At 50.0% G+C, this 14,307-nt stretch carries 13 protein-coding genes and 1 riboswitch; of the genes, 5 read left to right on the top strand and 8 right to left on the bottom strand.

Annotated elements, in window-relative coordinates; all coding sequences use genetic code 11:
• The first annotated feature begins 49 nt into the window (after nt 1-49).
• On the top strand, nt 50-295 hold the full coding sequence (locus H6G00_RS23845) for a LapA family protein (RefSeq protein ID WP_190798644.1): 246 nt from the start codon (nt 50-52) through the stop codon (nt 293-295).
• Here the strand turns inward: H6G00_RS23845 and H6G00_RS23840 are convergent.
• Together H6G00_RS23840 and H6G00_RS23835 are read right to left on the bottom strand one after the other, a co-directional pair.
• Nucleotides 269-1,333 (bottom strand): cysteine peptidase family C39 domain-containing protein, encoded by a 1,065-nt coding sequence (locus H6G00_RS23840; RefSeq protein ID WP_190798643.1) that lies wholly within the window; start codon nt 1,331-1,333, stop codon nt 269-271. The genes H6G00_RS23845 and H6G00_RS23840 overlap by 27 nt on opposite strands.
• Before the next feature lie 151 nt (nt 1,334-1,484).
• Nucleotides 1,485-1,973, bottom strand: coding sequence for a hypothetical protein (locus H6G00_RS23835; RefSeq protein WP_190798642.1), 489 nt, complete (start codon nt 1,971-1,973; stop codon nt 1,485-1,487).
• A gap of 300 nt (nt 1,974-2,273) precedes the next feature.
• On the opposite strand from H6G00_RS23835, the gene ispG reads away from it, so the two are divergent.
• A complete protein-coding gene (ispG, locus tag H6G00_RS23830; RefSeq protein WP_190798641.1) occupies nt 2,274-3,500 on the top strand; it encodes a (E)-4-hydroxy-3-methylbut-2-enyl-diphosphate synthase in 1,227 nt (408 codons plus the stop codon).
• Between the two features lie 127 nt (nt 3,501-3,627).
• The gene (gene ctpC / locus H6G00_RS23825; protein WP_190798640.1) at nt 3,628-4,929 is read left to right on the top strand and encodes a carboxyl-terminal processing protease CtpC; all 1,302 of its coding nucleotides are present in this window, start codon (nt 3,628-3,630) and stop codon (nt 4,927-4,929) included.
• Between the two features lie 42 nt (nt 4,930-4,971).
• Here the strand turns inward: ctpC and H6G00_RS23820 are convergent, their stop codons facing one another.
• Nucleotides 4,972-5,154 (bottom strand): transposase, encoded by a 183-nt coding sequence (locus H6G00_RS23820; RefSeq protein ID WP_190798639.1) that lies wholly within the window; start codon nt 5,152-5,154, stop codon nt 4,972-4,974.
• 338 nt (nt 5,155-5,492) lie between these two features.
• Nucleotides 5,493-5,636: riboswitch (cobalamin riboswitch) on the top strand.
• Between the two features lie 28 nt (nt 5,637-5,664).
• On the opposite strand from H6G00_RS23820, the gene H6G00_RS23815 reads away from it, so the two are divergent.
• Nucleotides 5,665-6,372: an FAD-dependent oxidoreductase gene (locus H6G00_RS23815; protein ID WP_190798638.1), complete on the top strand. Its 708-nt coding sequence runs from the start codon at nt 5,665-5,667 to the stop codon at nt 6,370-6,372.
• 57 nt (nt 6,373-6,429) lie between these two features.
• On the opposite strand, the gene H6G00_RS23810 is transcribed toward H6G00_RS23815, so the two are convergent.
• The 3 genes from H6G00_RS23810 to H6G00_RS23800 form a co-directional block, all read right to left on the bottom strand.
• Complete coding sequence (locus tag H6G00_RS23810) at nt 6,430-7,086, bottom strand: SIMPL domain-containing protein (RefSeq protein ID WP_347277240.1); 657 nt, start codon at nt 7,084-7,086, stop codon at nt 6,430-6,432.
• Between the two features lie 247 nt (nt 7,087-7,333).
• Nucleotides 7,334-8,794 carry an alpha-amylase gene (locus H6G00_RS23805; RefSeq protein ID WP_190798637.1) on the bottom strand — a complete coding sequence of 487 codons (1,461 nt, stop codon included), beginning with the start codon at nt 8,792-8,794 and terminating at the stop codon, nt 7,334-7,336.
• Nucleotides 8,795-8,954: 160 nt separating this feature from the next.
• Entirely contained in the window at nt 8,955-9,836 is an 882-nt protein-coding gene (locus tag H6G00_RS23800) for a M28 family peptidase (protein WP_242042451.1), read from the bottom strand.
• A 150-nt stretch (nt 9,837-9,986) separates the two neighbouring features.
• On the opposite strand from H6G00_RS23800, the gene H6G00_RS23795 reads away from it, so the two are divergent.
• Nucleotides 9,987-11,342 (top strand): septal ring lytic transglycosylase RlpA family protein, encoded by a 1,356-nt coding sequence (locus tag H6G00_RS23795; RefSeq protein WP_242042450.1) that lies wholly within the window; start codon nt 9,987-9,989, stop codon nt 11,340-11,342.
• Nucleotides 11,343-11,475: 133 nt separating this feature from the next.
• Here the strand turns inward: H6G00_RS23795 and H6G00_RS23790 are convergent, their stop codons facing one another.
• Both H6G00_RS23790 and H6G00_RS23785 read right to left on the bottom strand, forming a co-directional pair.
• The gene (locus H6G00_RS23790) at nt 11,476-12,108 is read right to left on the bottom strand and encodes a Crp/Fnr family transcriptional regulator (RefSeq protein ID WP_190643202.1); all 633 of its coding nucleotides are present in this window, start codon (nt 12,106-12,108) and stop codon (nt 11,476-11,478) included.
• 116 nt (nt 12,109-12,224) lie between these two features.
• Complete coding sequence (locus H6G00_RS23785; protein ID WP_199318668.1) at nt 12,225-14,096, bottom strand: serine/threonine-protein kinase; 1,872 nt, start codon at nt 14,094-14,096, stop codon at nt 12,225-12,227.
• Between the last annotated feature and the right edge of the window lie 211 nt (nt 14,097-14,307).

Raw genomic sequence — 14,307 nt, 5'->3', positions numbered from 1 at the left:
ACTTTGAGATGGAGCCTTGTAAACACGTACTTCTCTCCCCCTTCAGTTCATGGCGAATTTTTTGACCTCAGTGATTGTTGCAGGTTGGGTGTGTGCGATCGCCCTGATCTCAGTTCAAAATGCCAGACCTGTCACCATTCAATTTTTGTTTCTGCAATCGGTCGAGATTCCCTTGGGGTTGGTGCTCGCCTCTTGCGTAGCGCTGGGCATGGTTGGAGCGGCGATCGTCCTTCCTCTCTGGCGTTCTCCCGTCCCATCAAGCCGATACTCAAGAGACGACTTGGACGATTTTTAAAGAGGGTTTAGTGAGAGTTGGTACGCTACTTAGACTAGAACCGCTGATTAACAAGACAGTTTCAGGATCTAGCTCCCCCGTCACTTTCACTCCCACTGCGGTCTGAAAACTGCGAATAGCCTGACTCAGCTCACCTGACACCTGACTGAAATAGCCCAATCGAGCAAGCTGCTCAGCCGCTTGTTCAGGAGTTAAAAGGGTTTCAGTTGGCGAAAAAATTGGCACATATTGCTGCCGCCAAACCTGATTGAACTGAGTTCGGTTCAAGTGATAAATTCTGCCTCTAGCAGGGTCAGCGATCGTGGCTGTATCAGTATCCAGAGCCAGAAGCGCTACCGCATGAGGGGCTTTACGCATTCCATCAAATAGCCAAACCCCCAAAATTCCGGGTCGGTTAATCTGCTGCATTTGCTCCCAGGTTGGACTTAGCTCCAGTCCATCCATGTTCAGAGCACGAGCTGCCATGATCAACTGTGGCATCGAGGTTCCCAGACGACTAGTTCCCGCTAGACGGGCAACGCTTGATTCAGTGGCATCAATTCCCCATAGACGCAGCACCGTTGCTAGGGCAGCCGGAGCGCAACTGCTAGCAGACGTTTGCTTATACACACCGTTAGCTTGCAGGTTGTTGCTTAAAGAGGCGTGAATCGGAGCCAATACATAAGCTTCTACTCCGCTAAACCCACCGACACCCAACAAACCAATCAAAATCACTGCCAAGACTTGCGTTTTTGCAGTTTGCCAACTGACAACAAAAGCTGTACCGCAAAACCCCAGCAGCAGTATCCGCATCGCAGTCCAGCTAATTCGCATTCCATGTACCCGCCATTCCAGGGGCAAAAGCTGCCACTGAGGGAGATTCAGCGCCAGCACCAACAGTCCAACATAGACACCGAGGAATATAAAAGAGAAGAGAGCTTTTCCTTTGAACAGGTCGTTAGCAGTAACGCCCTGACGAAGCAGCACTTTTCCCAGTCGCATCCCTAACCAGAAGAGCCAGGTTCCCAACAGTAAAGTCGCAGCGATTTCGAGCAGCATATTCTAGTTAAATTCGCTTCTCAATTCTGGCGTACCCTTTTCCCAGTTGTCTTGATCTTGACTGGATGCACGACGGTGTTGCCATAAAAAAATAGAGCGTGGAAGCTTCGTCCAACGCTCTATTTCAAACTCAAATTTAGGAATGCCTTAACTACCAGAGTGCTGGAACAGGTCCAGGAGCAGCGGGTACAGCAACGGGTGTGCTAAAGGGAGCACTCTGCACAGGAGGCGGTGAGAATGACGTGGACGGTGTTGTTTGGGGAGCCTGAACTGGAAGGAGTTGCAGCGATGTGGTGTAAGGGGTAGGCAGGTCAGCCGTGCGAATTAGTGGATCGCTCGTGCTCTGAATGGCTAGTGCCTCGTCATAAACCCGGTTAACCAAATTAGCGTCTCTAGTAATTTCGTTTTCGGGGAAACCATTTTGAATAATGGAACCCTGCCCCAAAATATAGTTGGCTTGCCGAAACAGCGATCGATTTTCGTAGTAGCTGCGATCGTTGCGGAAGAAAGCCCGCTCGAAAGCCTCTGGAAGTGTCTGTACATCACCTCTGACTTCTTGGGCACTAGCCACGTCAGCGATCGCCGTAAAGGAGGCAACTAGTGCTAACGTACCAAGTAAACTCTTGAACCTCACACCCATACCATTACCTCAAGAATTGTTTTTAATTTTGCTTGCGATTATGTTAGCTCATCTCAATCGACTTATCGCAATTTAAGATAGAGCAAAAGTAGATTGTGAAAGGCGTCCACCGTCGAGATGCACCTTTCACACCCCACTTTTGAATTGCTACAGCAGTAAAATTACCTTAATCAATCCCTTTGTAGACCAATCTTTTACCCAGAAAAGAGTAAGAGCCAAACGCACACCATCTGTGGCAATCTGGAAAGCAGAGGCTTGTTATTTCGATAATCTTAACCACCACAATTAGCTCAATCGTATATGCAGACTCTGCAAAATTCAGTTGTTCCCGGTGCTTCCAGCACTTCAGCCGCTTTCGATACCACGATTCATCGCCGCAAAACTTGTCCTGTCGCAGTGGGTAGCGTCACCATTGGAGGGAATCATCCTGTCGTAGTCCAGTCCATGATTAACGAAGACACACTGGATGTAGATGGATCTGTTGCAGCGATTCGCCGTCTGCATGAGCTAGGGTGTGAAATTGTGCGGGTAACGGTGCCCAGTCTGGCTCATGCTAAAGCAGTCGGAGAAATTAGACAGAAGCTTATTCAAACCTACCAGCTTGTGCCATTGGTTGCCGATGTTCACCATAACGGCATGAAAATCGCGCTGGAAGTGGCTAAACATGTTGATAAAGTGCGAATCAATCCAGGGCTTTATGTATTTGAAAAGCCATCGGGCGATCGCACTGAATACAGCCAAACCGAATTTGACGAAATTGGCGAAAAAATTCGCGAAACCCTGGAACCCCTAGTCATTTCCCTACGAGATCAGGGAAAGGCAATGCGAATCGGAGTCAACCACGGTTCCCTAGCAGAACGAATGCTGTTTACCTATGGTGACACACCCGAAGGCATGGTGCAGTCTGCTCTGGAATTCATTCGCATCTGTGAATCATTAGACTTCCGTAATCTGGTCATTTCCCTCAAAGCGTCACGAGTGCCCGTGATGGTCGCAGCCTATCGTCTCATGGTCAAGCGAATGAATGAGGCGAATATGGACTACCCTCTACACCTGGGCGTGACTGAGGCTGGAGACGGCGAATATGGGCGAATTAAATCCACGGCAGGAATTGCAACTTTGCTGGCAGACGGCATTGGCGACACGATTCGCGTTTCTCTAACCGAAGCTCCAGAAAAAGAAATCCCAGTTTGCTACAGCATCTTGCAAGCTTTGGGACTACGGAAAACAATGGTGGAATATGTCGCCTGCCCTTCTTGTGGCCGCACCTTGTTTAACCTGGAAGAAGTGCTACATCAAGTTCGTGAAGCGACCAAACACTTGACAGGTCTAGACATCGCAGTAATGGGCTGTATCGTCAATGGTCCTGGCGAGATGGCGGACGCTGACTATGGTTATGTCGGCAAGCAACCAGGCTACATCTCGCTCTATCGTGGGCGCGAAGAGATCAAGAAGGTTCCGGAGGATCGAGGGGTCGAGGAGTTGATTGGCTTAATCAAGGCAGATGGACGTTGGGTCGAACCTTAACTGAGTCTTTAAATTAGTTCAGATCATCCCCAGATTTGTTGATTGTTGGCACATCGCACCTGCCGTCCAGCCTTGCCTGTGTTAGATTGAGCGTACTCCAATTGCAGTCTCTCCTCAATTTCAGACTATGGTGATCACAAAGCGTGGGCTTGTCCTCGGTGCAACAGCAGTAGCAGTTACTGCTGTGGTCGTTACTGGCGCAGGTGTACACATGTCGGGTGGGCAAGCCTTCCTGCAGGAGAGTCCCAAAGAGCTGATTGATGAAGTCTGGCAATTAATTGATCGCAACTACGTCGATGCTACCTTCAATCAAGTCGATTGGAGGGCTGTTCGCCAGGACTATCTGGGGCGTTCTTATGGCACCCGCGAAGAAGCATACGATGCCGTTCGAGACATGCTGGAGCAGCTTGAAGACCCCTACACTCGCTTCATGGACCCGGAAGAGTTCCGGAACATGCAGATCGATACGTCTGGAGAGCTGACAGGAGTTGGAATTCAGCTTGCTCAAGACGAAGAAACGGACGAGCTAATCGTCGTTTCCCCCATCGAAGATACGCCTGCCTTTGAAGCGGGTATCTTGGCGCAAGACGTCATCGTCCAGATCGATGGTCAAAGCACTGAAGGAATGGATGTCAACCAGGCTGTTAATCTCATTCGCGGACCGGCTGGCTCGGAGGTTACACTAACTATTCGTCGAGGTGAAGAGCAGCTTGAGTTTCCGCTGCAGCGGGCGCAGATTGAGCTACATCCAGTTCGCTACAGCTATCAAGAAGGCTCAACCGGCGGAGTTGGCTATATTCGTCTGACGCAGTTTAGCGCTAATGCGGCTGAGGAAATGCAGGCAGCGATTCAAGACCTGGAGTCACAAAATGTGACGGGGTACATTCTAGACTTGCGTTCCAACCCAGGTGGATTGCTCTATTCCAGCATTGATATTGCCCGGATGTGGTTAGATGGCGGGGTAATTGTCTCGACAGTCGATCGCCAAGGCATATCTGATCAAGAGAGTGCAAATGGTCAGGCATTGACCGATAAGCCTCTAGTGGTGCTAGTAGATGGCGGATCAGCTAGCGCCAGCGAAATTTTGTCAGGTGCGCTGCAAGATAACGATCGCGCCGTACTAGTCGGAACCCAAACCTTTGGTAAAGGGTTAGTGCAGTCTGTGCGAGGACTGGGCGATGGTTCAGGAATTGCCGTCACGGTTGCAAAATATTTAACTCCTAGCGGTCGAGACATCAACCACGCCGGAATCGCGCCCGATGTGGAGATTGAGCTAACCGAAGAGCAGCAGGAGCAGCTTCTAGACGATCGCACCCAAATTGGCACTACAGCCGATCCTCAATACGCTAGAGCGCTGCAAGTGTTGAACGACCGCATCACTGCCGAAAGGCAAAACCAGAGGGCAGAGACGGTTCCGCAGCCGCAGTAATCTTTCGGTCCTAACCTTTTAAGCTTTAACCAGCAGCACTATCTAAGCGGGCTGGCACTTACCCGCGCGAATTAAGCCGACTCGACGGGCGATCGCCTCTGTTTCTGAGGCAAATGGCCCCCACTTTTCGGCTCCTATTAAATCTTTTTCTGTTGGTGGGTGCGGCAAAATTTCGCACTGTCCACTGCTTTGCTTAACGATGTACCACGCTTCTGAGCTGCTCATGTTGAAAATCTAAGACACGTTTCGTTTGCTGTAACTGGACTGATTCTAATCCAGGTGCCTTAAGTCCATCTTGAAATCGGAATTTCTTAAGCAACCTAGCTGTCTAGATATCGAAGGAGATTGAGCTTCGTTCCAATCTCCTTCATCTATAGCAATTCTCAATTACACGGGATACAGCAGTGGTGCACCACGCCCCTGCTGTATCCCGTGCTTTGTATCCACTCAAGCAAGAACCGGTATAGACAGCTACAGGTAAAGATTCATCGCTCTACTTCATTGGGGTAACGACTTGGGCTAGAATGCCCCAGTGGCTTCTAGATTGGTTGGGGGATCAGCCCAACCAGAGTTGAACTTCACGTTCGACTTGGGGAAAGTTCGGTGAAAATCCGGCACTGTGCCGCAACTGTGAAAAAGGGATTAGCTCAAGTCGGTCTAATCACTCCTTTTAAGTCAGGATGCCTATCTGAAGCATTTGTTCTGTGTCAAACCCGCGATGCACGGGTTAAGTGAATGCAAAGTTTGGAATGTTTACGTCCATCGGCACCGATGGACTGTCTCGCTACGGTATTGGATTCTAGCTATATTACCCCAACGATCAAATCTATTTGGGTACATCTGAGCAATCCAGAGTTTAGGTTCTTGCCTGGGCAATCTGTTTGGCCCAAGTTTGAACGAGACGGACGCAAGTTTAGCAAAATCTACTCGATCGCCTCCTCTCCGGAGCGCTGCCCAACAGTTGAGCTCTGCGTATCTCGGGTGGGCTGGAGTTCTGCCTACATACAAGATCTAGAAATTGGGGCAATAATTCCAGTGCGGGGACCTTACGGGTTAATGACGCTCAATCAGCTGCCAAAACGTCCTCGTCTCTATGTTGCTGAAGGGTCAGGAATTGCACCTCTAAAGAGCCAAATTGACTGGCTGCGCGATTGTGGCTATAGCCAACCTATATGGTTAGTGTTGGCAAACCCGGAGACAGTAGACTGTTTGCCGTATCACGACTACTGGCGATCGCTTCAACAAGCATGGCGACCGTTCCACTACGTAGAAGCAATTCACTGCAGCCCAGAATCAGCACTAGTTGCTCAAGACCTAAACCTCTCTCAGTTTGAAATTGACATCTGCGGAGTGGGCGATCGCGTTTCCGAAATCTACGAATTTATTCTCTCTATGGGAGCAAACCCAAACCAGGTACGCTCTGAGAAGTTTATTGCCTTCTAATTGGAGTTGGGGACTAGAGAGTTAGTCCTCAACCCCTAGCCCTAGCCCCTGATTCTCCTAGTAGCTAATCTGAAGCGTTACAGACGCTTCCACCTGCTGTTCGCCACCGACAACAGGGGTCGGCGCATCAGATAAAGCGACTGCTTCACTTGCCGCTCTACCATATGGAATCGGAGGCATGGGAGGCACTGCACCATTCACTTGAATATTCACTACTTCATCACGGGTTAGTCCCAGTGCACCAAGCACTACATCTGCCTGCTCTTGAGCTTCTTGGGTTGCCTCTCGCAAAGCTTGATTTTGGGCAGTGGCGATCGCTTCCTCCTCAGCCGTAAAGCTAATACCATCAATGCGAGTCGCGCCCGCATTGACTGAGGCATCTAAAATATCTCCGGCTTGCTCGGTCGAGATTTCAAAGCTGACGGTATTAGAAGCTGTATAGCCAACTAACTCCTGTGAACCATTCTCAAAGTTGTATTGAGGGCTGAGGTAAATCCCGGTGGTGGTGAGTTTATCGACATTGCGCGATCGCAGCAATTCCACAACTGCATTCGTGCGTTGTGCCGCCTCCTGCTGCACCTCCTCAGCCGTTCTGCCCTGCACCTCAACGCCCAAGCGTACCTGGCTAATCGTAGTTGGAATGTTTTCAATGCCACGTCCCGTTACCGTGACTGTTCTGGTTAGCTGTTCCTGAGCCAAGGCAGGCGAAACCATCGGTAAGCTGAGTAGGGTGGTGGCGATCGCCACAGGCAAAACGTAGCGAACTTTGCGTAGCGATAACAGCGGCATAAATGCAGACTTCATAATCATTCTCCTCACTAAGATGGCGCTAAATCGGAATTGGTTCAGCGCTTAAACGCTCACTCTCCTAATGTGACATCTCAGCAGGGCAGGAGTTAAATTGGTTACATTTTTAGAAACTTGAAGTTTGGGGTTTAGAAGCTCTAAACCCCAAACACCCTCACTTCTCTACCCAAACCGAAACAGACCCGCCGTTGCAGCAAAATTCTGCCCAGCCATGCTCATTGGTTTGAATCAGTTTGTCAACGTGTTCGGTCAAGTCATAAAAGGTGGTATTGGGCTTGCCGACTTCCATCCATTTGCTACCGCCTGCAGCATCACTCATCAACACAGCCATTGCTTTGGGATGCTCCTCGTCGCCTAGACGAGTCCAGCCGATTACATCAGGGTGGTCAAAATAGGTGTACTGGTCACCATAGGCAAAGTGCTTGCGCGCATAGAGAAATTTGTCGATCAGCCAGCCGTGCTTGTCTAGCCAAATTTCGTAACCCCTATCGGTGTAATGTGCACCATAGTAATCGGCGTAAAACACACACGGGTATCCTTCACGCCGCAAAAGAATGATTGCGTAGGCAAGCGGCTTAAACCAACTTTCGACCACCGATTCGAGTGCCTGGAGTGGTTGAGAATCGTGGTTTTCTACAAAAGTGACTGCCAGGGCAGGCTGTTGCTGTACTAGCGTGCCATCCAAAATTTGCCGCATATCATAGCTGCCACCACACTTACTGGCTTGACTAAAGTTGTAGTGTAGCGGCACGTCAAACAGCGACATCCGCCCACCCGTTTCTTTGAGAAACCAATGTAGCGCTTCTGCATCGTCTGCCCAATATTCACCCACTGCAAAGAGATTGCGTCCCGTGTGCTGCCGGACGTGGTCGAGCCATTCATTAAAGAACCAGGCGCGAACGTGCTTTACGGCATCAAGGCGAAACCCATCCACTCCGGTCGTGTCAAGGAACCACTCACCCCAATACTTAAGTTCACCTCGTACTTCATCGACTCCCATGTCCAAATCACAGGCCATTAGAAAGTCGTAGTTGCCCAGTCGAGGGTCTACCCCAGTTTCAAACTGTTTGTCTTTAAATCGGTAAATTGTGCTGTCACCGGGGCGATCTGCGTTGTGGTTTACCGAGTCAAAGTGCCACCAGTGCCACTTGAGGCTGGAATATTTGTCGCCCCGTCCCGAGAATTTGAAATGTGTCCAAACTTTAATTTGCTGAGAGCCACTCAATTCACAGTTGCGATTGTCAAAGGCAACCGGAATAGCTGTAACTTCTTCGATTTCATCACCACCATTCTTGTGGTTGAATACACCGTCGGCATAAATTGCAATACCTGCGGCTTGGGACGCTTTGATTGCGGCAAGGTATTCGTCACGGGTGCCATACTTGGTGCCAACTGAACCTTTTTGGTCAAATTCGCCCAGGTCAAACATATCGTAAACGCTGTAGCCAACGTCATAGCCACCCCCACTTCCTTTATAAGAAGGAGGCAACCAGAGAGCGGTGAAACCTGCTTTGGCTAGATCTGCTGCATTGTGCTTGAGTTCATTCCACAAGCTTCCATCCGGGGGAATGTACCAATGGAAGAACTGCATCATCGTGCCATTAACGTAGGACATACCAACTCCATAGAATTGCAATGGATTGAACCTGACTGTTTTTGGCAGGTGAATCGAGAGGGTATGACTTAGCCCTCAAATTAATCAATATAGGTTGCCTATCCAGGGATATCTGTTTTGATCAGATTGTCTTTCTTTGTTGAAATTTTTGCTTGCGACCTCACAGTTGGCGAAGGCCATAGTTGAGTCCTTGGCAAACCCCTGTAAGAAAATCGAGGTCAAGGGTTTCGAGGCGATCGCTCTCTTTGTGATAGTGCGGATTTCGCAAGTTTGCGGTGTCAGTGACCATTAGTGCTCGGTAGCCCCGATCCCAAAAGGGGGCATGGTCGCTGCGGCGCGTATCGGGCACCATCATGCCTCGATTTCCGGCAGGGAGCCATTCACACGGTACGCCGACCTGACGAATGCTACGGCTCAGCCGAATCAAATCAGGGATCGTTTTGAGATTGCCAATTAGCCCAATAAAATCGCCCTGATTTGGATAAAATCGTGCAAGTCCGGCAGGGTAGCGTTGGGAGTTGGGGGTGCGATCGCAATAGCCCAACATTTCCAACGACAGCATCAGACGTAAGGGTTGGTTTTGCTGGTGCAGATGTGCAGCATAGCGATCGCTGCCAGCAAGCCCCATTTCTTCCAGGTCAAACGCAACTAAGCGAATCGGGCAGGGGGTTGGCTTAGCCGCAAACAATCGCGCTAACTCTAGCAAAACCGCTACCCCAGTTGCATTATCATCTGCACCAGGAGAGCCAGGAACCGCGTCAAAATGTGCGCCAATCAGAATCGGAGCCCTTTGTCTAACCGATTGACCCGGCAGATTCAAAATTAAGTTTTGGTGACATTTTTGCTGAAACTCAAACTCGTAAATTTCTACCTCTCCCCACTGAGCCAACTGCTGACGAATGTATTGCTTCACAAAAAAATGCCCCGCACTTGCTAGGTAGGGGTGGCGATCGCGAACCAGTTGATGCAGGTGCGTTTGCAAGCACTGCTTCAAACTTGAGTCCCAGCTTTCCTGAGTGAGCAAATCAGCAGATTTAGCCAAAATTATCTTCAAACTGAGAGTAATTAGTTGCCTTTGGGAAAAATCGACGGGGATCGTCAATTCTTCCTGGGGAGGATTTGTCTTGTCTCTAAAACCGTATAATCGAATACTGTGCCAATTTAACGCAATCTACCGTAACATTCTTGATTCATGAACTTTCTTGGATTTCTTTGGATTGCTTCTTACATCGGCAGTTTTTTCTCGCCCCATAGCTTTTTTAAAGCTCCGGACGAGTTATTCAGGGTGCTTTCTGACAAAGCCTTTGCTGTGGTAAGTAACTCCATCTCATATCCTTCAATTAATCAAACCCCTAATCGAACCGTTTCATCTCCTGATGCTGCCCGTCCCTGGTCAGCCTTGCTAAATTTGAAGACAAATTTGAATGGGGGGATAGAATCTTTACGCTTAAATTCGCCTCGTCCAGGCTCGCATTCTTCGTGGTGGAATGTAGCAGGCTACTCTCTGGTTCGTCCTGGCGGAGATAGTCAATCGGCGATCGCAATGGCTGCCCCAAGCCATACCTCAAATTGGGTGATCGCTCAAGGCTCGCGAGGGGCTTCCCGCATTGCCATGCAGGATCGCACCAAGTCAGATCGCGCAGAGAGTGATTCTTCTCGCAAAATTCTGCAAGTGTTAAACAACTTGCCCAACTTGCCCCAAGTCGTGCGCCAAAATCTGTGGGCGGGTATTCCTTCAGTTACAGTGATGCGGGCTGGCCGCTACAGTTCTGCTAATACTGCTAGTGCAGCGGCTCAATCGGGGAGTCAGTGCGATGCGTCTCAATCTAGTGCAGCATCCAATCAACCCAACAGCGAGACTGTATTTCAGATTCGGGTAAAAGGGCATCTGGTTGCAGAAGTTCCCAGTCAGACCCACGCCAGTCAAATTGCAAATCAGATCAGACAAGCTTTGCAAGACCGTGACTTGTCCCCATCTGCGGTACGTCCTGCGGTCATAGATAGTCAACCCGGCGCCAAGGCAGAAGGGGAAGTATTGTTTGTGGTGAATGATCAACTGGCAGACGACATCAACCACGACAGCAAACAACTAGCAATCTCCTGGGTCAACAACCTCCGCACGGCATTAGGAGGAGAAACGCTCTCAGTGACAGAAACCCGCGATTACCTGATGGGGCTAGTCGAGACGGAGCAAACCTTCGGGGGACTTGCATCCTGGTATGGACCTTATTTTCATGGTCGAATTACTGCAACGGGCGAAGTGTTTAATCAACATGATTTGACGGCTGCCCATCGCACTCTACCCTTTGACACCTTTGTTAAAGTGACAAACTTGAGAAACGGCAAGTCGGTCGTCGTGCGAATTAATGACCGTGGCCCTTATATCGAGGGGCGATCGCTTGACTTATCGATGCAGGCTGCTCGCTGCATCCAAAGCGAATCATCAGGTGTGGTTCCCTACGAGGCAGTCATCTTAAAGCCGATTCCATCTGAACCCCCTGCTGAAGCCTCAACCACTTCAGCATCCAGTGAGCTTGCTCGTTCGTAAGATAGAGTTGCTAGAAGTGTGCTGTCAGTCTAGTGTTCCCTGCTTCTGTTGTTCTTATTTGACTGTTGTTCGACTGTTATTTGATTTTCTCATCCGTTACCTAATCCCTAAATCACTGACCTATGACCCATTGCTATACCTTTGCATGAGGCAAAAGGACAATGTGTCGATGCTTGTCAATGATCAACCAGCCTTCTTCCCTTAACTGACTTAATAGACGAGTGACTGTGACGCGAGTAGTCCCAATCGTATTTGCAAGCTGCTGATGCGTTAGCCTGACTGTCAGTCGAGTTCCTCCTGCTATAGGCTGACCCACCTCTTGCTTCAACAGTAGCAATAGATGACGTAACCGATCTTCAACGCGACGATAGCCTACCATTGCCAAAATCGCTTCTGTTTGGCGAAGCCGTCGAGTGACGTGACGAAAGATTCCCTGAGCTAGCATGGGCGATTGCTCAACCTCATTCAGCGTCAGGCGCATCAGGTCAACATCACACAGCGCAACTGCATGATAGGGACGAATTAGAGCGAGTGACAATCCAAATGGCATTGAGGGACAGGCTAAACCAATCAAAGCTTCGTCGCCTGTGTCATAGAGCGTTCCAAGCTGTACCACACCCCGGCAAACTACCCAAATCTCATGAGGCAGCATGGGTATTGCCTGACCGCTACAGTAGGGGTGCAAACTTCTTCCTCGGTAAAGGTCTTCTAGAAGCTGGCGCAGATCGGGCTGAGGAGAAGCCTCTAGAGCAAAAGAATGGAGCATGTGAGTTGCTAGCCTATGTTCTGTACACTACATTAGGCTGCTCAACTAAAGACAAGGTAATTTGAAGATTGCGTTTAGGTTAAGGTTTGCAGTTGAGGCTGGAAGTTCCTAGCCTCTTATCTCCCTAACTGCCGCCGCATCTGCTCTCGTAGATTAATCGCGTCCTGATAATCGGGTCTGATTTGAATTGCTCGATCAATGGAGCTAATCGCTTCGTCAAATCGGCGTAGGCTCCAGAGGGCAGCTCCTCGATTATTCCAGGTCTCTGCCAGGTTGGGGTCGAGTTCGATGGCGCGGTCGAAAGCAGCGATCGCTTCCTGGGGACGTTCTAACAGCAGCAGTGCCGTTCCTTTGTTGCTCCAGGCTTGAGCAAAGTCAGGTTTGAGCGCGATCGCCTGGTCATATAGCTTCAAGGACTCTGCGTGTTGTTGCTTTTGATCTAAAGCATATCCTTTGAGCCACAGTGCTTCTGGATACTCAGGCTGAATTTCTAGGGCCCGATTGCAGGCTGTAATGCCGGAGTCAATTTGCTGCATGTAAACCAGGCTATAGCAGCGTCCCCAGTGAGCTTCAGAATTGTCGGGGTTAAGAGCGATCGCCTGATCATATTGATCTAGGGCGGGCTGGTATTGGTTTGCCTGTCGCAGGCGATCGCCCTCCGTCAGCAGAGCCGTAACTTGTGCTTCCGCGTCAGACTCCGAGTTCTGTGGACTTTCAGCCACAGCGCTAGGAACGGAGTTGTTAGAAGCCGTTTGCTCAGCACGAGGGGCTGTAACTGTTCTGCCAAGCAAAAAAATTAAGATTACGGCACCCGCTCCTGCCAGCACGGGAATGGGTCTTAAGGTCTGAATTTGCGTCAGGATTGACTGAAGCCCGGTTGAAGAAGTGCCTGCCCGCTGAGGTGTAGGAGTTGCCAAGGCAACGGCAGGCAATGGAGCAGGTGATGGAGCAGGACGGGACGGAGGAGGGGGCAGCAGCGATTCAGTTGGCTGAGCGGAAGGTTTACCCAGTAGCTCACTAGCGGCTAGCGTAGGAGCTGTTGCTGTGGGAATATCTGCTTCCTGAGCTGACTGCGTTCCGATAGGAGTTTCGACAACCACTTGCTTGACTGGCAGCACAACCGACTCATCAGCAGGAATGGGCAACTGTTGCACATCTGCTAGAGCTTGCGCTGCCGTCGGGTAGCGGGCGCGAAAGTCATAGCGCACCATTTTGTCGATAATGTCTGCCAGTTGTGGGGTGACGTGAGGGGCGCGATCGCGCCACAAAATTTCGCCAGTCTGCGGATCTTCATGCAGCATCCTCGGTGGCACCCCAGTCAGCGCCTGAACTGCTAGTTTCCCCAAAGCATAAACATCACTGCAAAAACGAGGATTTCCACCCAACTGCTCGTTGGGCATGTAGCCATGTGTGCCAATCGAAATGGTTTGGGTGGGTCCAGTCTCCGGGTTCACTAGCACTGTGCTAGCTTGCTTCACGGCTCCAAAATCGATCAGCACGATCTTGCCATCTGACTTGCGTCGGATCAGGTTAGACGGCTTAATATCGCGATGAATAACGTTTTGCTGATGCACAAAGGCAAGTGCTGTCAGAGTATCTTGCAGCAAAGCAATCACCTGACTTTCACGCCAGGGTTGCCCATTCATTTCCTCGCTTAACGGCTCTCCCTCGATCAGTTCTTGAGCTAGATAAAATTCCTGGTCTTGCTCAAAGTGAGCCAGCAGTCGCGGAACCTGATCATGGTTGCCTAGTTTATAAAGAGCCTGGGCTTCGGTGTCAAATAGCCGTCTCGCAATTTGCAGGCTGGTTGGATCTTTGACTTGAGGTTGAAGCTGCTTGACCACGCAGCGAGGATTTCCAGGCAAATGCAGGTCTTCTGCCAAAAAGGTTTGACCAAAGCCACCTGCTGCGAGCTGGCTAATGACTTTGTAGCGTCCCCCCAGAGGTCGGTCGGGATCGATAGGTTGAAACAGCCGTAAAATGTTCACTTGCTGGGTTGGAAATAGCAGGGCGATCGCAGCCTTCGCTCAAATTTAGCCGATAATTCTGGTCAAATCCGGAGAATTTTCTAGTGCAGTTTGGAGACAGGCACTTCCTAAAAGCATCCTCCCTGACTTAAGACGCAGAATATTGAGCTGAGTTTCAGTCTCAGTTATAGCCGTAAGTCATCAAAAAGTTATCAAATTAGGGCGAAAAGAG

The organism is Leptolyngbya sp. FACHB-541 (assembly GCF_014695875.1).
In the GTDB taxonomy this organism is placed as follows: Bacteria; Cyanobacteriota; Cyanobacteriia; order Elainellales; family Elainellaceae; genus JAAUTN01.
This window is presented reverse-complemented; position numbering and strand designations above follow the sequence as displayed.

Excerpts from the sequence above, each read along its gene's own strand:
- H6G00_RS23845 (WP_190798644.1), top strand. The coding sequence starts at position 50 with ATGGCGAATTTTTTGACCTCAGTGATTGTTGCAGGTTGGGTGTGTGCG.
- H6G00_RS23840 (WP_190798643.1), bottom strand. The coding sequence starts at position 1,333 with ATGCTGCTCGAAATCGCTGCGACTTTACTGTTGGGAACCTGGCTCTTC.
- H6G00_RS23835 (WP_190798642.1), bottom strand. The coding sequence starts at position 1,973 with ATGGGTGTGAGGTTCAAGAGTTTACTTGGTACGTTAGCACTAGTTGCC.
- ispG (WP_190798641.1), top strand. The coding sequence starts at position 2,274 with ATGCAGACTCTGCAAAATTCAGTTGTTCCCGGTGCTTCCAGCACTTCA.
- ctpC (WP_190798640.1), top strand. The coding sequence starts at position 3,628 with ATGGTGATCACAAAGCGTGGGCTTGTCCTCGGTGCAACAGCAGTAGCA.
- H6G00_RS23820 (WP_190798639.1), bottom strand. The coding sequence starts at position 5,154 with ATGAGCAGCTCAGAAGCGTGGTACATCGTTAAGCAAAGCAGTGGACAG.
- H6G00_RS23815 (WP_190798638.1), top strand. The coding sequence starts at position 5,665 with ATGCAAAGTTTGGAATGTTTACGTCCATCGGCACCGATGGACTGTCTC.
- H6G00_RS23810 (WP_347277240.1), bottom strand. The coding sequence starts at position 7,086 with ATGGTTTCGCCTGCCTTGGCTCAGGAACAGCTAACCAGAACAGTCACG.
- H6G00_RS23805 (WP_190798637.1), bottom strand. The coding sequence starts at position 8,794 with ATGTCCTACGTTAATGGCACGATGATGCAGTTCTTCCATTGGTACATT.
- H6G00_RS23795 (WP_242042450.1), top strand. The coding sequence starts at position 9,987 with ATGAACTTTCTTGGATTTCTTTGGATTGCTTCTTACATCGGCAGTTTT.
- H6G00_RS23790 (WP_190643202.1), bottom strand. The coding sequence starts at position 12,108 with ATGCTCCATTCTTTTGCTCTAGAGGCTTCTCCTCAGCCCGATCTGCGC.